This is a genomic window from bacterium (genome assembly GCA_021371935.1).
In the GTDB taxonomy this organism is placed as follows: domain Bacteria; phylum Armatimonadota; class UBA5829; order UBA5829; family UBA5829; genus UBA5829.
In genome coordinates this window covers 107,412-128,231 of the sequence record JAJFVF010000019.1, presented here as the reverse complement: position 1 = coordinate 128,231, position 20,820 = coordinate 107,412, and the positions used below count along the sequence as shown (strand labels likewise).

The 20,820-nt window shown below is 51.6% G+C and carries 21 protein-coding genes and 1 tRNA gene; 9 read left to right on the top strand and 13 right to left on the bottom strand.

The window, feature by feature from the left end; translation table 11 throughout:
- Positions 1-96: 96 nt before the first annotated feature.
- The 4 genes from LLG46_13005 to LLG46_12990 are packed head-to-tail and all read left to right on the top strand — an operon-like array spanning position 97 to position 3,898.
- Positions 97-711: a hypothetical protein gene (locus LLG46_13005; GenBank protein ID MCE5324215.1), complete on the top strand. Its 615-nt coding sequence runs from the start codon at positions 97-99 to the stop codon at positions 709-711.
- Positions 698-2,161 (top strand): DUF4346 domain-containing protein, encoded by a 1,464-nt coding sequence (locus LLG46_13000; protein MCE5324214.1) that lies wholly within the window; start codon positions 698-700, stop codon positions 2,159-2,161. The genes LLG46_13005 and LLG46_13000 overlap by 14 nt, the downstream gene beginning before the upstream one ends.
- On the top strand, positions 2,158-3,186 hold the full coding sequence (locus LLG46_12995) for a ribonuclease H-like domain-containing protein (protein MCE5324213.1): 1,029 nt from the start codon (positions 2,158-2,160) through the stop codon (positions 3,184-3,186). The genes LLG46_13000 and LLG46_12995 overlap by 4 nt, the downstream gene beginning before the upstream one ends.
- 1 nt (position 3,187) lies before the next feature.
- Entirely contained in the window at positions 3,188-3,898 is a 711-nt protein-coding gene (locus LLG46_12990; protein ID MCE5324212.1) for a GNAT family N-acetyltransferase, read from the top strand.
- A gap of 188 nt (positions 3,899-4,086) precedes the next feature.
- Here the strand turns inward: LLG46_12990 and LLG46_12985 are convergent, their stop codons facing one another.
- A complete protein-coding gene (locus LLG46_12985; protein ID MCE5324211.1) occupies positions 4,087-4,743 on the bottom strand; it encodes a hypothetical protein in 657 nt (218 codons plus the stop codon).
- A 186-nt stretch (positions 4,744-4,929) separates the two neighbouring features.
- Here LLG46_12985 and LLG46_12980 point away from each other — a divergent pair, with 186 nt between their 5' ends.
- Positions 4,930-5,163, top strand: a complete 234-nt coding sequence (locus LLG46_12980) for a GNAT family N-acetyltransferase (GenBank protein ID MCE5324210.1) — start codon at positions 4,930-4,932, stop codon at positions 5,161-5,163.
- Positions 5,164-5,185: 22 nt separating this feature from the next.
- Here LLG46_12980 and LLG46_12975 read toward each other — a convergent pair whose 3' ends face one another.
- The 6 genes from LLG46_12975 to LLG46_12950 all read right to left on the bottom strand — a co-directional run bounded on the left by LLG46_12975 (position 5,186) and on the right by LLG46_12950 (position 9,872).
- Positions 5,186-6,154 carry a ketoacyl-ACP synthase III gene (locus LLG46_12975; protein ID MCE5324209.1) on the bottom strand — a complete coding sequence of 323 codons (969 nt, stop codon included), beginning with the start codon at positions 6,152-6,154 and terminating at the stop codon, positions 5,186-5,188.
- 320 nt (positions 6,155-6,474) lie between these two features.
- On the bottom strand, positions 6,475-7,458 hold the full coding sequence (locus LLG46_12970; GenBank protein ID MCE5324208.1) for an energy transducer TonB: 984 nt from the start codon (positions 7,456-7,458) through the stop codon (positions 6,475-6,477).
- Positions 7,459-7,463: 5 nt separating this feature from the next.
- Positions 7,464-7,880: a biopolymer transporter ExbD gene (locus LLG46_12965; GenBank protein MCE5324207.1), complete on the bottom strand. Its 417-nt coding sequence runs from the start codon at positions 7,878-7,880 to the stop codon at positions 7,464-7,466.
- On the bottom strand, positions 7,855-8,517 hold the full coding sequence (locus tag LLG46_12960) for a MotA/TolQ/ExbB proton channel family protein (GenBank protein MCE5324206.1): 663 nt from the start codon (positions 8,515-8,517) through the stop codon (positions 7,855-7,857). The genes LLG46_12965 and LLG46_12960 overlap by 26 nt, the downstream gene beginning before the upstream one ends.
- A 68-nt stretch (positions 8,518-8,585) precedes the next feature.
- Entirely contained in the window at positions 8,586-9,287 is a 702-nt protein-coding gene (gene queC / locus LLG46_12955) for a 7-cyano-7-deazaguanine synthase QueC (protein MCE5324205.1), read from the bottom strand.
- A gap of 264 nt (positions 9,288-9,551) precedes the next feature.
- The gene (locus LLG46_12950) at positions 9,552-9,872 is read right to left on the bottom strand and encodes an RNA-binding protein (GenBank protein MCE5324204.1); all 321 of its coding nucleotides are present in this window, start codon (positions 9,870-9,872) and stop codon (positions 9,552-9,554) included.
- Positions 9,873-10,106: 234 nt separating this feature from the next.
- Between LLG46_12950 and LLG46_12945 the strand changes: the two genes are divergently transcribed.
- From LLG46_12945 to alr, 4 genes are all read left to right on the top strand, one after another.
- Entirely contained in the window at positions 10,107-11,192 is a 1,086-nt protein-coding gene (locus tag LLG46_12945) for a peptidoglycan bridge formation glycyltransferase FemA/FemB family protein (GenBank protein ID MCE5324203.1), read from the top strand.
- A 36-nt stretch (positions 11,193-11,228) separates the two neighbouring features.
- On the top strand, positions 11,229-12,263 hold the full coding sequence (locus LLG46_12940; protein MCE5324202.1) for a hypothetical protein: 1,035 nt from the start codon (positions 11,229-11,231) through the stop codon (positions 12,261-12,263).
- A 110-nt stretch (positions 12,264-12,373) separates the two neighbouring features.
- Positions 12,374-13,390, top strand: coding sequence for a phosphotransferase (locus tag LLG46_12935; GenBank protein MCE5324201.1), 1,017 nt, complete (start codon positions 12,374-12,376; stop codon positions 13,388-13,390).
- A complete protein-coding gene (alr, locus tag LLG46_12930) occupies positions 13,390-14,496 on the top strand; it encodes an alanine racemase (protein ID MCE5324200.1) in 1,107 nt (368 codons plus the stop codon). Before LLG46_12935 ends, alr begins: the two co-directional genes overlap by 1 nt.
- Before the next feature lie 144 nt (positions 14,497-14,640).
- On the opposite strand, the gene LLG46_12925 is transcribed toward alr, so the two are convergent.
- The 6 genes from LLG46_12925 to LLG46_12900 all read right to left on the bottom strand — a co-directional run bounded on the left by LLG46_12925 (position 14,641) and on the right by LLG46_12900 (position 20,643).
- Complete coding sequence (locus LLG46_12925; GenBank protein MCE5324199.1) at positions 14,641-15,705, bottom strand: type IV pilus twitching motility protein PilT; 1,065 nt, start codon at positions 15,703-15,705, stop codon at positions 14,641-14,643.
- Positions 15,706-15,715: 10 nt separating this feature from the next.
- Entirely contained in the window at positions 15,716-16,414 is a 699-nt protein-coding gene (locus LLG46_12920; protein ID MCE5324198.1) for a hypothetical protein, read from the bottom strand.
- Between the two features lie 31 nt (positions 16,415-16,445).
- Positions 16,446-16,521, bottom strand: a tRNA-Ala gene (locus tag LLG46_12915).
- A gap of 184 nt (positions 16,522-16,705) precedes the next feature.
- A complete protein-coding gene (gene tsaD / locus LLG46_12910) occupies positions 16,706-17,710 on the bottom strand; it encodes a tRNA (adenosine(37)-N6)-threonylcarbamoyltransferase complex transferase subunit TsaD (protein MCE5324197.1) in 1,005 nt (334 codons plus the stop codon).
- Positions 17,707-18,240 carry a ribosomal protein S18-alanine N-acetyltransferase gene (rimI, locus tag LLG46_12905; protein MCE5324196.1) on the bottom strand — a complete coding sequence of 178 codons (534 nt, stop codon included), beginning with the start codon at positions 18,238-18,240 and terminating at the stop codon, positions 17,707-17,709. The genes tsaD and rimI overlap by 4 nt, the downstream gene beginning before the upstream one ends.
- Positions 18,241-18,717: 477 nt before the next feature.
- Complete coding sequence (locus LLG46_12900) at positions 18,718-20,643, bottom strand: hypothetical protein (GenBank protein ID MCE5324195.1); 1,926 nt, start codon at positions 20,641-20,643, stop codon at positions 18,718-18,720.
- Between the last annotated feature and the right edge of the window lie 177 nt (positions 20,644-20,820).

The following is a 20,820-nucleotide window of genomic DNA, read 5'->3' as shown; positions in this document are numbered from 1 at the left end:
ATTTCCAAGCCAATAAGTTGCAGGAATGCCCTGCAATACATAGGTTGGGGGCAGGAATACCCCCGACCATCAGAAAACAAATGAGGAGAAATGAGAATGGAGATAGTCAAAGTCCAAAGACATAATATCGACGAACTGCTGGAAAATATGCGCAGAGTCAGCATGCTTACACACCCGGATGACCTGCCATACGTTGAAGCTGACATTACAATACCGACTCTGCATACTGACGAGATCGCGCCTGCGCAGAGGTATGTGCTTACATGCGAGATTATGAAAGTCCGCGATTTGCGATGGGCACTTAAGGAGCATGGGGTCGATCTGTTCAAGCTCGACGGTTATGCGACGATCTGGCTCAAGGACTATGACGACCCGATCGATGTCCTTCCGCCTGTAATAGAAGAATCGCACGAAGCAGACGACAGCACGGTTAAGATACTCAACGACGGCATGCATCGTGTGTATCTGGCGCGGATGGAGCGCTCGCCGATACAGGTGGTTTATGCAAAGAACGTGCCCGCGAAGTACCCGTATTATGCGTTTCCGTTGGTGAATGGTTGGGACGACGTCGAGATCGTGCAGGACCTGCCTGAGGGATATATTAAGAAGTGGCATCGTATTAAGAACTACAAGTCGCTATACAGGGACTTCAATACCGGTTTCCAGAATGTCGGGGGACCAAGAGGTCATTTTACAAATGCAGCGAAATGATGCGCAAGACGGCGAGATGGATTTTATCCCCCTGCACTACGCCAGCAAGCTGAAAGTTGTGAACCCCAGGGGGCGCATCGGGATTATTACTCTCTGGAGCAAGATAGAGTTTGTCGAGCAAACTTTGACAAACTTGGGCATAGACACTGCTCCTGAAACGTCCAAAATCGCCGTTATGGGCAACCTCTTCGGCAACGGAATCCCCCATCTGCTCAGAAACCTGCTCTATAACCCGCAGATAAGATATCTCATTATATGCGGCGCGGACAAATCCGGGTCAGCTGAGGACTTGATGGCATTCTTTCATGACGGGTTGGAAAAATCCATCAGCCTGGGTGAGACTGTGACCCGGATCAAAGGCAGGACCCGGATAATAGACGACCTGGTATCGCCCGATGACTTCGAGGTGGTGCCGCGGATAGTCCATCTTGGCGACTTACGAGATCATGAATCACGCGATAACTTGTGTAGGGTTATACACTCGTTCAGCCTGGGCGAGACGATTGTCGGTGACCGGGTAGAGGTCGAGCTGCCTGAGGTGGAGGTCAGCAACTATCCCAGTCTGCCGCAAAACCACAATATCGTCAAGGACACTCCACTTGAGGCCTGGCGCGAACTGATATTCAGACTGGTGCGGTTCGGTCACCTGGTTCACCTGCGCAAGGGTGACAGGCAGGAGCTTCAGAATGTGCGAGTGGTTCTCCGGCATCCTCAGGATGATGACGAGGAGAGTCTAGATAAGTATAACTTCTCACGCTCGGAACTTATGCAGTATCAACACGACATGCTGCTGGGTCCGCTGCCTGATGAGCATTCATATACATACGGAAACAGGATTCGGGAGTATTTCGGGTTTGATGCACTCAAAAAATTCGCCATGCGGCTGAAAGCCAACCCTCAGGACAGAGACTGTTACCTGGCGCTGTGGGACAGCCATCACGATATCGATGCGGATGATGCGCCATGTATGGTCTCGCTTTTTTTCAGGGTGTTCGACGATCAGTTGACCCTCACCGCGACATACCGCACACACAATGCTCTGGATGCATGGCTCAAGAATGTTTATGGCCTTATGAAGGCTCAGCAGATTGTCTCGCAAGAAACGGGCATTCCGGTCGGGCCGCTGACGGTCATCAGTCACTCGATAAGCGTGGACCCGGCAAAATATGACGCCGCTGTGCGCGTGGCAAACTCCAAGGGCTTCTCGCTGGATATGGACGACAACGGGCAGTTTATGGTGAGCCTGGAAGATGGGCTGATTGTAGTCCGTCATATGGACAATAATGGCATACTTTTGCATGAGTATCGATCAGCAAAAGCTGAGAGGGTTCAGCATGAGATCAACCGCGACTGCGCGATATCGGACATCAATCACGCGATGTATATAGGCAGGCAGCTCGCCAAGGCTGAGATTTGCCTGAGGACCGGTGAGAAATATGAGGAATCATGATGGCTCCAGGTGACCTCAAAAGCCGGATAGAGGCTATGAACGGGCAGCCTATGAGAAATTCCCTGTCTACTCTGGAAAAGAAAGAGGTAGGAATTTCCACAGCTGTCGGGATATTGTCAGCATCCCTAGACAAAGCTCAGGATGCTGAGAAAGACCCAAATTGCAAAGGCTCTGCGGGCAAGAATGCCCGAGAAGAGGAGTCGGGGGCAGGAATACCCCCGACTATCAAAGAAACAGAAATCCCCCACGCTATCCAGACTTTGACAGCGCCCTTTGACGAATCTATGAGCACTAAAGGCAATGTAGTTCTGGAGGATGTGATAGAAGGTATCGAGGCACAGTCTGTGTCGGGAGACGGGTATTATCTGATCGAAAAGCCTGCGGTCGAACTGGATGCGAGCGCGGATGTGATGTATAGAAGGTTCGTCCGGCTGACTGGATATCCTGACGGAGAAGCCGTCGAGAGATTTGCTCGCGCATGCAAATCCGAGAAGATATCTCCTGAAGAAATCATCTTTCTGGACCTCGAAACCACCGGGCTGAACATGACGCCCGTGTTCCTGATCGGGACAATGGAGTGCACCTCCAATGGTCTGACATTCAGACAATATTTCGCGCGCGATTACTCCGAGGAGACCGGTATAGTCTCGGCATTTGCCCATAGGCTAAAAGATGCCAGGATGGTCGTGACATTCAACGGCAAGTGCTTCGATATGCCGTTTCTGGCAAATAGAGCAACTGCAAAAGGCATAAAGCTGCCGGTGCCTGAGTTTCATCTCGATATGCTCCATGAGGCAAGACGCATATATAAGCGTGATCTGCCCAACTGCAGGCTGCAGACGCTTGAACAGATGGTGTGCGGGCGGTCTCGCGAGGACGATATACCTGGGGCAGAGATTCCAAGAGCATATGATGACTTCGTGCGGACGGGCGACGCATGCAAGATAGCGCAGATATTGACACATAACCTCCACGACCTATTGACTATGGCCGACCTGATGCACAGGATGTGGTATAGGGATTGACATGGCAAACGATACAGTGATGCAACTGGACAAATTTTACTCGTCCGCACTGGGATGCACACCGGATGATCTCAACTCGGGCAGGCTGGTGGTCGTCAAATGCGAAAAGATTACCGGAATAAGGTTCGCAAAGGGCGCGCCGCTTGCGCTCTTTTCGATAGGCAAAGGGACTGGAGCGGTGGTGTCAGTATTGCCCGATCTATACGAAGCGGCCGCTAATGCGCTGATCGGCTCAAAAACACTTGACGAAAATGCATCTCGGGCACTTGAGGCTGCATTGACGCCTGTCATACAGCCTGAGTTCTGGTTCGAGGGGTGCAGACTCTACTGTGACAGAGAAACTTTTGTTGACCAGACAAATGGCGACGTGCGCGATGTGACCGACATGGACGAAATTGCTGTCGGTATCTACAACAAATGGGGAGGCAGGGTATTCGGTCAGATTTTGGACGGCAGAGTGGTCTCGTGGGCAGGAGTGAAGCCACTGTCTGGTGTCGGCTGGGACCTGACGGTGCAGACTCTCTCGGAATATCGAGGCATGGGACATGCAAAAAGCGCCGTATCGGCAGCAGTGAAATACATCCTCGATAACGGCAAAATAGCCACCTGGGGCGCGGACCGTACCAATATCGCATCACTGCGCACGGCTCATGCACTCGGGTTTCAGGATTATGGGCTTGACTTCGGGTGCGTCTGCATACAGTGTGGTTAGCCCGGATTATGCGCTTCCCGCATAATCCGGGTCTCCAAGAGCATTATTCACGTTTCTCGTGAATAATGCGGGTTAAGAAATCGATACCCTCAGATGACGTAACATGGCTCGGCAGGAGGTAAGCCCTCCCAGCACAAAAGTGTTATGTCTGCCGGATATTACCATCTTACCCGGCAGAATCGAACTGATTACTTTTTACGTCTGGCAAAACGTGCGGCAGGCACCAAACCCAGCAGGGCCAAAGCAAGAGAGCCCCACTCAGGAACAGACGGCGGAGCTGTAAAAGCGTCAAGCTCGTATATCCTGGGACCGGACGCATACGGTATGGTGGTCGCCTGGTAGAAGCTGGCTCTGAACAGGCTGGAGGTAAACGGGGTGTCGAATGTTTTGTTAACGACAAGCCCTTCATTGCCTTCGACCCAGGTATATGGCAGACCGACTTGCGTGTCATAAACAGTAACATATCCGCCCGCAGCGCTGTTCCAAGCCTCTAGTGTGAATCTGTTGAAAGAACGCCCGCATGAACCACCATCGTGGGCTGCCCACAGCGCTATTCGACCTACCGTCACGCTGCCTGGCATCTGCCACTCAATAAAGTGGCGATAGTTTTGTGGCTGCCCGTCGCGAAATAGAGTATTGCCTCTCTCTGGCACATAGTAACTGCCATTGGCGCCGAACATATCCAAAATATCGGTATTTGCAAAGTGGGTGCCTGAGCAACTGACAATGGATATTCCATTGCCTACATTCCAGAGGTCTGTAAAAGATTGGGTATATGTCGCAGCAGTCACCGGCAGACACACAAACAATAAACCTATGAGCAGTAAACACAACCTTGTATACATAATCTCTCTCCCTTCCCATCCGGCAAGCATACACTTCCAGTTGTACAATATAACATCAGCTTGAACACTTGGCAACTGTTATTTATACCGGGATAATGTCAACACTGTGGCTCCGTTGAGCTGAATGTGTCACACATGCGAAAGAGACTTGCTAACTATGCGGGCGAACCGGTCTCGTAGGCGGGCGTGAAGCCGCTGTCTGATGTCGTATGGGACCCTACTATCCAGACACTGCCTGAATATCGAGGCATGGGATATGCAAAAAGCGCCGTATCGGCAGCAGTGAAATACATCCTCGATAACGGCAAAATAGCCACCTGGGGTGCGGACCGCACAAATATTGCATCACTGCACACAGCCCATGCACTCGGGTTTCAGGATTATGGGCTCGACTTTGGGTGCGTTGGTTCCAGATATTGATGGCTCAATATCAGATTGAACATTACCACTCCAGCAATACGGCGCCCGAACTAAGTCCTCCGCCAAAAGCGGTAAGCAGAATAAGATCCCCTCTTTCGAGCAGTTTATTTTCTGCCATCTCATCAAGGGCTATCGGGATAGTCCCATGCGATGTGTTGGCTACCCTGTCTATGTTGATGTAGAACTTGTCCATGTCGAGCCGCATCGTCTCTGCCGCCGACTCGATCATTCGCAGATTTGCCTGGTGCGGCACTATGTATTTCACATCATCTATGGAAACGTTTGCTGCCGTGGTGACCTGCCTCACTGACTCTATAAGCGCCTTCACCACAAAACGCATTACTTTGCTGCCCTGCATCGCAAGTTTGGTGTGTTCAGTTCGTTGAGCATCGCAAAAAGGCGTCGCATCCAACCGGTTGGGCCAGATCAGCACATTGTCTGAGTCGATTTTGCAGTCCAAGTACGTCGTGATGATGCCCCTCTTATCGGTGCGCGACAGAACCACCGCACCGGCGCCATCACCAAAAAGCACACAGGTCGATCTGTCCGTCCAATCCAGCATCTGGCTGTTGGTGTCCGAACCGACAACTATTGCATGATCGTAACCGCAGTTTTTCATCAGGCTGTCCGCCGCTGTAATTGCATAGATAAATCCGCTGCAGTTGCCGTTTAGGTCGAATGCGGCTGCTCTTTCGATCCCTAAAGCCTTCTTTATGTTGGCGGCCGTCATGGGCACTGACGTATCCGGCGTGAGTGTTGCGCATATCACAAGATCGATATCTTCGGGTCTCAGCCCACTCCTATGCATTGCCACACTCGCAGCTTTCGCACCCATCTCCGAAGTGGTTTCGTCTGTCGCAATATGTCTCGTGCTGATCCCGGACCTGGTCCGAATCCATTCGTCATTTGTGTCCAAAAAAGCCGCAAGATCATTGTTGGATGCTACAAGCTCGGGCAGATAGCTGCCTGTTGCGATTATCTGAATTGGCATTTGTTTCCTTTTGGTGTCGTTGCCCTGAAGCATTTATTTAGGTCTGTAGAAACAAAAACATCAAAACCTCATCCGCATTCTATCCACAACCAGCCGAGCTGTCAACACCAATAATTTGTTTCCCACTCCAAAGTGAACTCGGAACACAAAATTGGTGAGATAATACAAACGGCAATGATTTGCGGACGTAGCACGCAGTCTTGGATGATGTGTATGAAGAGAGAATTGCTGAGATACAAAAAACTATCTACGCTCAGATATATGAATTCTAAGCTCTGTTCGTTTTTGCACAAACGTCAATTTGTCTGTATGGCCAGATACTAAGTGTTTATCCTGTAGGTTCTGGTCATCTTCACACTGCGGGCAGTGCCGTCCTGGACTGCGGGTTTATATTTGAGCTTGGAGGTGGCGCTTATGACCACCTTATCGAGTGCGCGATAGCCGGATGACTTAATGACACTCACGCCAGATACTGAACCTTCATCCGTGACTGTATACTCGACCTTTACGACCAAACTCAATCCCTCATCCACTGAAGCGGGAACCGAAACGCTTGTATCCCTGATGAGGATCGGATTTGCCTGATCGGCAAGGCGCGATTTATGCTCGGGGGGTTTGCAGTGAGTGCAGACTCGTCTCGGCTGCCGGCCTTCGATATAGGTCCTGAATCCGGTTGATTTGCAGTATTCACCTGCCAGCATACCGGACTGATGGCATATTCGTACGCTCACAGTGCGCGGGGCGGGCGCTGGGGCTGTACCTGGCCCATCGGATGCGTTTTTCACTGGATCAGGCCGAGCTTCCCCTGCTCCACTGCCTGAACCTTTGCCCTTGCCATCATCACTGCCGGGAACCCATCCAGCCGGAGTGCTGCCCCCTCCCCAGTTGCCGCCAAGGTCGCCATTAGCGCTGGTCGAACCTATGTTGAGCTTGCCGCCGGGATTACCAGGCATCTGATGACCCGTCCCGCGTGGAGTATGGGGAACAGATATCGGCTGTCTGGTCGCTGGACGTATAGAAGTAATGGGAACCTTTGCGGTCTGCTTTGGCAAAATGGGAGATTCTGACTTGTATTGTCTCTCCGTCTGCTTTGCAGCCGGCTCGGACTTCGGTGTCTCGACAGGTTTCGGCTTGACCGCCTCGGAAGGATCACCCACGAAATCAACCTTGATAAACTTCGGAGTCGGCACTGCCGCAGAGGCGGTGCTGAGTCTGGTTAGGGAAGAGTGCCCAACCACGCTTATAACCAGTATGTGAGCCGCTATCGATGCGGCGATTGCATATGTGAGTATCTTGTCTTTCATACAAATTATGAGTTGGATACGGGTTTGGGTTCGGTGGCGATGGTCAAATACTTGGCTCCGGCGCGTTTGGCCTCGTCGGCAAGCTGGATGCCCTTCTCCCAGTTCTGCGCCTTATCGCAGTTTATGACCACAACTGCGCCCGGATTGTCCTTAAGACGCATCTTCAAGTAATTTTGGATCTGGCTGAATGTGACCTGCTGCTTGTCGACATAATAGTTACCGGTCGGGGTCAGGGTCAGAACGACCTTGCAGACAGGACGTTCGGTCGCGGCAGAAGCCTTAGGCAGGTTCACAGGCATGCCCTTGGCAGTGGTCATGGCAAGCGACGCCATCATAAAAAACACAAGCAGGAAAAAGATTGTGTCGATCATCGGGACGATTTCGATGCGGGCCTTTTTAGGCTGATATACGCTTAATTTCACCTCTGGAACCCTCCTGCGACTCGACAAGGATATTGACCATTGCGTTGCCTCTGGCCTCGATCTCCGCAACTATCGACTTGATCCGCTCCTGGAGATGATTGTTGCCGATCAGGGTGAAGATGGCTATCGCAAGACCGGTGGCGGTGGCAATGAGAGCCTCGGCGACACCGCCGGTGATAGCAGTCGGAGTGCTGATGCCGGACTTGGCCGCGATCACATGAAAAGCCGAGATCATACCCGTAACAGTTCCCAGAAGTCCGAGCAGCGGAGCGATAGTGATTATCGTGTCCAGCGAACCCAGGCGGCGCGTAAGAGATGATATTTCGCGGGTGCCCTGCTCTTCCATCGCCCTCTCGGCTCCGCGTTCGCCTAAGTGTCTGTTGCATATCCCGGCTATTAGTACTCGCGCGACCGGGTTATCCATTCGCTCCAGCGTCGACACGGCCTTCTCGGCATTGCCTTCATAAACCGCATCTTCTGCGCGCTTGACGACATCCGATATGTCGGCCTGAGCCTTACTGATCTTAAAATAGCGCTCGATGAGCACCGCAACACTGACGACCGAACAGATCATCAGCGGGATCATCACATAGCCGCCCTTAGAAAGCAGCTCGACAGCATCTACAATCCAACCCATACAGCAACCTTCCTTTGTTCTTGCTATACAAACTACATATAGGTTTTCGGCAAAAAACGATACACTCTTCAGGCTGATATCTCGTATTCCAGCGGGTCTTTTGCGCCTGCTTCAGCAAAACCGGCGAGCCTGAGTTTGCAGCTGTCGCACCTGCCGCATGCGCGCTCACCACCGCTGTAGCAGCTCCATGTAAGTGAATAATCCACTCCAAGGTCGAGGCCATGACGAATGGTGTCAGCCTTGGTCATCTTTATCAATGGTGTCCTGATTCGAAACCTTGATGTGCCCTCGACGCCTGCTTTAGTGGCGAGGTTGGCTGTCTTCTCGAAAGCCTCGATAAACTCTGCGCGGCAGTCGGGATAGCCACTGTAGTCTATCTGGTTTACGCCAATAAATATGTCCTGCGCACCTATCGACTCGGCATATGAGAGCGCAAAAGAAAGAAAGATGGTATTGCGTGCGGGGACGTAGGTCACAGGAATTCCGCTGCTCATTTCATCCGTTGCTCTGTCCAGCGGGACATCTATATCAGCCGTGAGCGCGCTTCCGCCGATCTGCCGCATATCGAAAGATATAATGAGATGATCCTTCGCGCCAAGGCTCTTGGCTACCGCTTTTGCGCTGTCTATCTCGCGGCGGTGGCGCTGGCCGTAATCGAATGACATTGCATACAGGTCATAGCCCTCGGACTTGGCAATGGCAGCAGTGGTGGCGCTGTCCAACCCCCCGGAAATCAACACGACTGCTTTTTTCATTTCTACTCCCTGCACCTCGAATAGGATGCAACGAAAGTTTAACTCAGGCGTGCAGGCATGTCAAGCATTTTGTTGAATTCTATTACAGTTTTACTGCTGTCGAAGTAAGTTTCTCGGTTGGATGCTGCTGGTGGGCAAGAATGCCCCCGACCATCAAGAGTTAGTGCGTTCGGAGGGTTCGATAACAGATGTAATGAACCAATAAAAAAACACCTGCATACAGGCATTACCAGGATGCAGGTGTTTCAAAAAATACATCTTTAGAGGCTGATGCGGAGCTTACCAGCGACCGCCGCCGCCACCATAACCACCACGACCGCCGCGACCACCGCCGCCATAACCACCGCGACCACCGCCGCTGCCTCTATCAGTCTTGGGACGTGCTTCATTGACTGTGAGCGTCCTGCCGCCAAGCTCTTTGCCATTTGTGGCTTCTATGGCGGCTGCCATATTCTCTTCTGGGATCTCGACAAATCCAAAGCCTTTGTTGCCGATGACTCTGACTTCCGCGATAGGGCCGTAAGGCTCAAAGAGCGTGCGGAGATCATTCTCTGTGGTGCTGTAGGACATGTTGCCTACGTATAGTGATTTATTTGCCATTGGACTGCTTTTCCTTCCACGCCAGGGTTATCCTGGAATTCAACACAAGCGCGCGGCTGGCTGCCGCTGACGGGGGATTCATTCAATCGCAGAATATAGTGCAATCCATGCGGTGACGAAGACACCGTTGCCATAAGTTGATGATTTGATTACATTATTGCACAAGTCAATACCAAACGCAAATCGTTCTCCAAACCGATTGACATGTCATCTGATGAATGCTAGAATCTGGCCGTGGATATAACACTGTCAATTGCAACCGAGCAGGACCGAAAGCGGTTCAATGAATTTGTCGCCCGTTTTGATACGGGCGATTTGCTTCAGTCGTTCGAGTGGGGCGAACTTAAGTCTCACAGCGGCTGGAAGCCTGTGCGCATATTCGCAGAGCGCAATGGCGAGATCGTCGCTGCCGCATCCATGCTCAAAAGAGCCATACCAAAAGTCGGCAAATGTATAATGTATGCTCCCAGGGGTCCGGTGCTCGATATGCAGGATGCCGAACTTATGCAGGCATTCGGCGCATATATGAAAGAAATCGCCCTCAGACACAAGGCAATACTGCTCAAAATAGACCCGCCTGTGCTCATCGAAGACACCATCAGTGAGTCTAGCCTGCGATCTGTCGGGTTCATACCCGTAGCGGCTCAGGGATTTGGGGGAACCCAACCCAAGTGCGTGATGCAGCTCGATCTGGATAAGTCGCTTGACGAGCTTATGGCATCGTTCAAAGAGAAATGGCGGTATAACATACGGCTGGCAGGTCGAAAAGGGGTTACGGTCAATATGGACTGCACAAAGTCTGACCTGCCGGCCTTTTATGAACTGCTCAAGACGACATGTGAGCGTGACGGCTTCCTGGTGCGCAGCCTGGGTTATTTCGAGAATATGTGGGATGCGCTGGTGCCTGCGGGCTACATGAAGCTGGTGCTTACATACTATGAAGGCAAACCCATCGCCGGAGCTATCGCCTATATCTTCGGCGACAAGGCGATGTATACATATGGAGCATCGTCCAATGAATACCGCAATGTGATGCCCAATCACTTGATGCAGTGGACCATGATCCAATGGGCGAAGGAGTCCGGCTGCAAATGGTATGATTTCAGGGGAGTCAGCCCCAAAAAGGGCAGTGGAGATGAACACCTGGAGGGTTTGAACAGGTTTAAGGAGGGCTTCTCGCCCAGATTCGTCGAATATATCGGCGAATATGATATGGTCCTCTCACCAGGGTTTTACTGGCTGTGGAATGTGCTTTTGCCAAAGATTCAAAGCGTCCTAAAAGCCAGAAAGAAAAAATCAGATCAAGCAGTCTCGGAGTAATGCTCCAAGCTATGCAAGTTAATCATTAGGGATAGTATGAGTTCATCAACACTGTTTGGAGCATTAGTTGTGGCGCTTGCGGGATTTCTTATCGGCACAAGCGCATGGCCTATAAAGGTCCTAAGAAAATACGAGTTCGAGCACTGGTTATTTGTCGGTGAGTTTCTTGGGTTGGTAGTATTCCCATGGACTATTACTCTGGCATTCTGCCCGCATGCATTCGCCGCATACAGGAGCGTGGAGCAATCTATCCTGATTAAGTCCAACATTTTTGCGCTCTGCTGGGGAATCGCCAATGTGCTTTGCTGCCTGTGCTACGTGCGCATCGGTGTGGCGCTTACGGGCGCTGTACTGGCCGGGCTCGGCGTTTCAGTCGGAGTGACAATGCCTATGCTCATAAAAGGTACAGGCCTCTTTAGCAAGGCTCCCGCAATATGGTCTCCAGCAGGCCGCATCGTATTGGTCGGTGTAGCGGTCATGCTGATCGGAGTGGCACTGAGTTCAGCCGCCGGTTTCGGGCGCGACCATATCTTGAACAAACAACACAAAACTCAGGGAAACTTTCTCATCTGGCTGATCTTGACCTCTATTGCAGGCATTCTATCGTGCGGGCTTAGCTTTGCTTTTGTCTACAGCCAGGGACCGGTTGTCGAAGCGCTGAAAGCACAGGGGGCGGCCAGCACACCCGCCACATTCGGTGTATGGGCAATCGGGCTGATGGGCGGCGCACTGGTAAACATACTCTACCCCGCATACTTGATGACCAAGCATAAAAGCTGGCATATATTGGTCGACAACACTGGAGACTTTTTACTGGCCTCATGTATCGGAGTAACCCTCGTTATTACGGTCGTGCTGATGGGTAAGGGAATGCTCATGCTGGGAGCGATGGGCGCTTCCGTCGGGTTTGGCATACAGCAGGCCCTGCAGATGCTGGGATGCCAGAGTCTGGGGTTCGTCAGTGGCGAATGGAAAGGTATCCACGGAAAGCCCGTCAAGATGATGCAAGCAGCAATAGCCACACTTATAATTGCTACGCTGATTATGGCATACGGCAATTCCCTGCTATAATAAATGAGCTAGTCGTGCAATCGCTGAGTAAGATACGCTCGGATCGTCCGGGGGCAGAAATATGCCCGGCTATCAGTCTTCGGCAAAAGATAGAGAATGAGAGTAAGCTTATGACGGTTGAGTCACTTATAGTTGACGTTCTTAGAGAGGGTTACGGAATCCGGGATTTTCGCATCGTGTCAGAGCACTATGGAAGCCAGTCAAGAGTTTGGAGACTTCGAGCGAATAATCAAGACTTCGGCTTGCGACAAACAAGAGATTTGAAAGATGAGAGGCTCTCGTCTTATTGTCGCTTAACACATTTGCTAAAAGAAAACGGTATTCATGTAACATATCCTATTGAGACTGTTAACGGCAAATCATTCCTTCGGCAAGCAGGGAATTCTTACGTCCTATGCAACTGGATAGATGGCGTGGCAGCACGGGATAGGCAGCTTTCGATTGATGATGCCCAGTCCCTTGGCAGGCTGCTTGCAAAGATACATCAGGTTTTGGCTGGTTTTAATGAGCTACTGCCCTTACCGAAAAGTGAATACACATACGATGTTGATACCATCAACGATATCAAGCGACTGATCGCGGTTGTTGATGCAAAAAACGAGAAAAGCAAATACGACCAGGCAGTGCACAACGATCTGAAATATAAATACGCTGTATTGGTGAGCAGAAAAGAAAGCTCAGACCTTTTGGCTCCACTTTATGCAGAGTGTCAGTTGGTACATGGCGACTTGAATTGGGGTAATATTGTGTATACTTCAGATGGGCAGTTTGCAGGATTGATTGACCTGGATACATTCCGTTACGCTCCGCGTATGTGTGATATCGTCAAAACCTGCATGCTCACATTCAATGCAAACAGCAGTTATTGTATACAGTTTCTCTCGGGCTACCATCAGATCAATCCGCTTCACCCGACGGAGATCGATGCATTCTATTCGCTTGCCACAAATTACATGCTCAAGAATATCTGGGGATACCGAGAGTATCTTGTAAATGGCAACCTACACACTTGCCTTAATGACACGGTGCAAAATTACAAACTCCTGGTCAAGGACGAGCCTGAGTATCGTGAGTTGAGCGGTCGGTTAGCATTTAGTATTTTACAGCGAGCACTTGATAGATGTTAATGAGTAAAACCATAACACATGACTTGTGGGTTGAGGTCGATATTTCGGCACTCAAGCATAATTTTGAACAGATAAAGAGAACTGTCGGCAGCGTAAAGGTTATGGCCGTGGTGAAAAGCAACGGGTTCGGGCATGGATATGTGGAGCCTGCGCGGGCGTTTATTGAAGCCGGAGCCGATGCGCTGGCTGTCACACGCCTCGATGAGGCAATGATCCTACGCGATGGCGGCATAAACGCACCTATATTGCTCTTTGCCCCTATACAGGCTGAAAACGCGGATGTGGCAATAAATGCCGGGCTGGATATGACTGTCTCGGACATAGCTCTGGCCAGGAAAATATCAGAAGCAGCCGTGCGGTTGGGCACTAATGCACGTGTGCACATAAAAGTCGATACCGGAATGGGTAGGCTCGGTGTGTCGCATGAACAGGCAGTGCGGCTGGTTCAGGAAGTCCATGGTCTGGCAAACATCCAAATTGCAGGGATATATACACATTTTGCTACTGCTGCAGATAAGTCTATAGCCGATACCCAGCATCAGCTCGACAGGTTCAAACAGCTTCTCGAAAGGCTCGATACTCTCGGAATAGACTGCGGAACCGCGCATGCGGCAAACAGTGCAGCAATACTCAGGCTCCCAAAATCGCACCTGGGCATGGTGCGGCCAGGCACACTGCTCTACGGACAGTATCCCTCCCGTTTTGTCCCTCACCGTCTCGATCTCAAGCCGACATGGAAGCTCAAGGCCAGAATATGTGAGATCAAAGAACTGCAGCCCGAATCGCCGGTCGGTTATGGAGGCGAGTTTATTACCAAACGTCTCACCAGGACGGCTGTGATACCGGTCGGCTATGCGGACGGTTTCACACTTGCTGCCGAAGGACCCATATACAGGCAGAGTGTGCTTAAATTCGCCATGAAGAAGATGAGACGAAGGCTAACTGTCGAGATAAACGGTCATAAAGCACCGGTGCTCGGACGAGTGGCGATGCAGATGATTGTGATCGATATTACCGACATTCCCGACGCAAAAGTCAGCGACGAAGTGACGATCCCAGCTATGAGAATACCGACCAGCGCGCTCATACCACGGGAATACGTTTAGCTGCCGCAGGCTGATATTGGAAGAGTTCTGTTGAACAGCAGTTTATGGCTCGGCAGGAGCCTCGCCCTCCCGGTACAATTTATAATGACACGATGCGGCTTCGCTTCACAGACAAATAATCAATACAATATACTCAATACTAAATCAGAGGGCTCGTCGGAGCATCTGCTTGAGTTCGGTGTAGTTGCCAGCGCTTGCAAGAGCCTCATCTTCAGATATGATTCCGGCCTTGCAATAGCGGTCAAGACACTGGTTCATAGTCTGCATACCCCAATATTCACCCTCGGAAATGGCCTGGTATATTTGTGATGAACGCCCTTCCTCAAGCAGCTTGCTTATAGTCGGGTTTGCAATCATTACTTCTACGGCTGCTATCCGCCCGGTTTTATCCATCCTCGGAATCAGTTTTTGAGAAACTACACCCTTCAGTGATACAGACAGACGCATACACACCATCAGTTTGTCATGAGGAGGAAACATATTCATTATTCTATCGAGCGTCTCTGCAGCGCTGCATGTGTGGACTGTCGAAAATACGAGGTGACCCGTCTCCGCTGCTGCCAGAGCAACGTTCATAGTCTCTACATCACGCATCTCGCCGACCAGGATCACGTCCGGGCTCTGCCTGACGACATATTTGAGCGCATCGGTGAACGAATCGGTATCGATGCCGATCTCGCGCTGGCTGACGATTGACTGCTTGTCCTGATGCACGAACTCAATCGGGTCCTCGACAGTGATGATATTGCACTTGCGAGTGGAGTTGATGATGTCAATCACCGCAGCAAGGGTCGTGGACTTACCGCAGCCGGTTGGACCCGTCACAAGCACAAGTCCCTGCCTCTGCTCGGCAAGAGACTTGATACCCTCCGGTAGGCCAAGCTCATTCAATCCAAGAATCTGGAGAGGCACAATGCGCAGCACCATGCCGATTGTGCCGCGCTGGTAATATACATTCGCCCTGAACCTTGCGACATCGTCTATTGTAAACGCGAGGTCGAGTTCATGTCTGCGCTCGAAACGACCGATCTGCTCGTGCGTCATTATGCCGTATGCAAGCGCTTCAGTGTCCTGACCCTTCAGTTCAGGATATGAATCGAGCGGGACCACAACGCTGTTGAGACGCATCATCGGCGGCGAGCCGACTTTCAGAAATATGTCAGAGGCGCCTGACTGCGCCGCTTTTGCAGCTATTTCCTTTAATTCCATGCTTTCTTCCTCACTCGCCTGTCCTTCGACGCCTACATATATATGCTGCCATGAAATACACAAATATAGACACCAGCAATGCGATTCCAACAATGAGGATTATTCGCATGGATGCGGAAATGCCGGCGGAAGTACCAGCCACAGGTTTTGTCACGGACTGCATCGGGAGACCGGCTCTGTCAAAATCGCTGTTCTTGACGAAAACCGTGTACTGATATGAATTGCCCATCGCCTTCAGCGAGACCTTGACAAAATCGTTCTCGAAATCCTTAAGCCCGGCAAACTGGAACGGCGACTGTATCAGATAATTGATGCGGATGACCCTGAACCTCTTATATACATCGATAAAGGGCTCTATGGGAAGTATACCCTGGCTGATGGCCGTCAGTCGCGGCATCTTGAAACTGACGGAAGTGGAAGGCTTTGCGCCGGGAACGTTCGCAGTATCGGTCGTCTGCTCGGCATCCTGGGCACGCCAGTGGGTTGCATTAATGAGATTCTTGATGTCGGCATCCACGTCCTTATCCGAGACCTGCGTGGCATAGTTGATCGAGACGCTGTCATACGTGCTCATTCCGCTTAAAATCAGGATCAGCACATCAGGACTCGCCGCCTTGTTTTCAGATGCCCCGCAGGCGCATGAGATACACAGCATCGCTGTCGCCAGGAGTATTGTATAAAATGGTCGGGCAAATAGATGACGGCTCACTTGTCTCGCCTGTTCGTGGAAAATGGGAAGATGGTGGAGCTGAGGGGACTCGAACCCCTGACATCTACACTGCCAGTGTAGTGTTCTCCCAACTGAACTACAGCCCCACTTTGTTCGACGCCGATATTATACCATGCTCGCAAAAATCTTTGCAACATAAATCATACCGCTGATACAGATCAGTTCTATAAGAGCAAATAAGGCTCGGCGGGAGCCTCGCCCTCCCATCAGGATATTATTGTGTAGTGAAAAGCCAAACCATCACAGGAATTCCCAGATGGCTGAATCCCCTCATATCGCTCGCTTGCCGAGTGGCTCAGACGCAAATGAATCCAGGTCTAGACCGGCGGACTCGCCTCTCTGCCTGGCAAAAAAAGCGGCTGAGGCGGCCATGGCGGCGTTGTCAGTGCACAACACCGGCGGTGGAGCACTGACCGCTATATCAAGCTCCTCGCCGCGCTGTTTCATTGCAGCCTGAAGGCTGCTGTTGGCGGCGACTCCGCCTGCCATCAGCACCTGTCTGACACCTCTATCATGAGCGGCGCGGAACGTGTGATCGACCAGCACGTCCACTATCGCTGCCTGAAAACTGGCGGCAAGATCGGGAGTCGGTGGCTTGCCCTCAAAGCCTTCGACATATCGAATGACGGCCGTCTTCAGTCCGCTGAAGCTGAAATCAAGCGTGTCGCCGACCTTTGCCCGCGGAAACTGCACCGAATGCGGATTGCCTGTCTTTGCAAGCTTGTCTATCTCGGGACCGCCCGGATAGCCCAGACCCATTGCGCGCGCGCATTTGTCGAAACATTCGCCCGCCGCATCGTCCCGAGTCCTTGCCAGAATCTCATACTGGCCATGATCGGTCATATATATCAAATCCGAGTGGCCGCCGGATACTACCAGGCATACCAAAGGAAACTCGATGTGCGCACCCGTGAGCCAGTTCGCATACAGGTGGGCCTCGATGTGGTGGACGGCAACCAAAGGTATATTCGCGGCATATGCAATGGTCTTTGCCGAAGCAACACCTACGATCAATGCACCGATCAGGCCGGGTCTATTGATGACGCCTATGCAGTCGATATCGGCCAGAGTGCATCCGGCCTCGTCCAGAGCCTGCTGGACGGTCGGCATAATCAACTCGACATGCCTGCGAGAAGCGACCTCCGGCACTACACCGCCGAAACGGGCATGAATATCTATCTGCGACGCGATTATGTTGGAAACTATGTTGACGCCGTCATCGACCACCGCCGCGCTGGTCTCATCACAGCTTGTCTCGATACCTAATACTCTCAAACTACATCCTCCGCACAGGTCGCGGACTCCTTGTCCAATTGCTCTTTTAAGGCACGGTATTTCTTTTGCCAGGACTGACAGACCATATCATCGATCCACATAACTACGGCATTCTCCTGGTTATCCGTGTAATATCCGCGCCTGACCGCAGCGGGAATAAACTCGTACTTGCGATAAAGGTTCTGGGCAACCTCATTGCTCTGGCGGACTTCCAATGTCGCACGCCTGCACTTGCGCTTTAGCGACTCATCAAGCAGAGCTATCAGCAGCCGCTCGCCTATCTTTTCACCTCGACTGGCGCGGGCAACCCCGAGAGTGGTGATATGAGCCTCATCCATAATGACCCACATCCCGGCATAGCCCACGATCTCGGAGCCTTTGCATGCCACGACATAATATGCGCTGCGGTTGGCAAGCTCGGTGAGATAAGCGCTCTCATGCCATGGAACCGGAAAACATTCCCGCTCGATCTCCATGACCCTGGGCACGTCTTCACGGCGCATCTGCCTCATATCCACTTCGATAGTCAAATTTTTAACCCCACGACATTGACAAGGTTTTCCCGTAGTCTAGCACGCAGAAACCTGGAGTGTCAAACACATAATCATGGGGCAACTGCTCGTGTTTGATGATTACCTATGAGGAGTAGTTTATTGCGCTCAAAAGCAGGTTCCTCGCTAATCCGAATCGCAGCTACATCTTTACGAATAAAACTCTGCAATTCGGATTACAAGCTCGGAATGACTGTACCCGGATTATGCGCTTACCGCATCATCCGGGTCTCTGAGAGCATTATTCACGTTCCTCGTGAATAATGCGGGTGTAATTGAAACGCTTACTGTTTGCGAATGGATTGGCGCAATCTTTTTTTGCGAGATTCTTTTTCGGGCGCGATCAGATATCGCGCCCGAACACTGCACCTGGAGCAACTTCGATCAGTATTTGAGGAGGAGCATACCCGTCATATGACGGGTATGCAAATATTCGCAAAAACAAGAGATTCACATTCATATGGCACCACTGATATTGGCACATAGCAATTTGGCAGGTTCACTAAAAGAATCATATTTCGCAAGGTCCTCGACAGCACTCTCTTTATCATCCGGCGGAACCATTACCTTGACCTTGCCGGACGATGCTGAGCCATATTCGTCCACTGCTCTGAAAGACACGACGTATACTCGTCCGTCTGACGCGCTGTCCGCAATGCCCGGATCACACTCGCCGCGAAGCCATACACTCGAACCGTCCAGACAGATCGCATCCGGCGCCAGGTCGTCCTTGCCAAGCCCGATTACAGGTTCGTCCTGCTCGACTTTGGTGATCTCGATGTCGAAATCATCGCCCTCGGGATCGTATACACCTTCGATGCTCACAGGCTCCAAAGTGTGATCGCGCTTAAGAATCTTTGCCACAGACGGCCATGCATTTTCTACCTTCGGGGCAAGGTTCACACCCTCGACATGCAGACCATATAGAATGGGAGATGCATCACCGTTGCTGTCGAACGTGACCATTACTTCCATATACCGTCCCTCGGGCACTGTAAACTTTACACCACTTGCAACAGGCACATATTCCCGAGAGTTGATTACCGCAGGGTCGTCCGCAGTGCGTACCTGCACATCGACTGAACCGCCGATGTTTTGAACGCTCCAGTCGATTATGCCCCACCCGGCTCCCTCAATCTCACTGTCTACAAGCAGCCGCCATGTGCCCTGCGGGCAAACACCACTCTTGGTGGAACAGGCTGTGAAGGGTGTGGACGAGTGTATCCATGTTCCCATATTGACAACATTCAACTTCTCTTCTGAGTTGACATTGATCTTGACTACGCTTCCGTTGGCATTGCACATCACCCACAGATATCCGTCGTTATCCATGCTCAGCGTTGTTGGTTCGCCTCCGACCGGAATGCGCGCCATGACTGTGCAATCCTGGCCGGATAGACATATGACATTCCCAGTGTCCGGGCAGGCAGCCCAAAGATCGCCGTTCTTATCGAGCACAATACTGGAATAGCCGCCATCGTCCGATTCAGAGGTAGCCCATGTGCCGCTTTCAGCATCAAACTCGATCATACCGCCGTTTAAGTTGGATATCCACAACTTGCCGTTCTCGCCCTTGCATATGCTTACGGGAACGCAGTCGTCGAGTGTGTATGAGGCCACAAGGGCACATGCAACTGTGTTGACCTGGCAGAGTATCCCCTGATCGCGGCTGAGAATCCACATCGAGCTGCCGCTGCCCGCGATTATGGAAGTCGGCCTGCCTACGAGATCGACCTTGGCTAAAACCTTACCGGTTTTGGGGTCCATCTTTACAGCCTGAGCATCGCCATTAAGCGTGACCCATAAAAATCCGCTGTTGTCGAAGGCAATACTCGTCGGCATGGCATGCTTGTCGCCGACTTCAAAGACCGGTCCGACACAATCATCCGTCTTCCAGGGCATCGTTTCGGATGCGCTGATCGTGCCGTCGCCATTCACATCGCTGGATGTGGCCGAATAGCCGTCGTGGTTTGAATCGGCACGGGATGCCGATATTCGCACCACTTTGCCGGTCGAGCTCTGGTCCATGCACGCCACATATGCATTGCCATTGGAATCGACTGCCACTGCGCAGGGATCCCAATCGCCCTTTGCCGGTCCGATCTGGTAACGTGCGGTCTCGTAGCCCGTCCTGGCGTCTATGCGCGTGACGGTATCCGCGGCATGACTCGGAACCCACAAAAATGGGATTTGCATCTTACAGTCGTTGAGCCGAAGACCGCCTTGAGAAGAATAATAACTGATGTTGTTTTGAAGTCCGGCAGACAGGTCCTCAGAACCTGCATACTCCCTTTCGTATACGCCCCACGCTGCGCTCGCGGATATCATCATGACAGCCGCAAGAGCAAGTGCGACGCACACGGCTCGTCGCCTCTTGCACATTTTGATTGCCCCCAATCCAAGCAAATATGGTTTTTTGTCGTCAAGGAATATATGCCACGCACGGCACACTACTTCGGCTGTGTGAAATACCTGTATTGCACTTGACAAGCAGACGATATGGTGCTACGATACTGCAATTCGTGCTACCATGCACGCAAACTATTGTTAGGAGATACA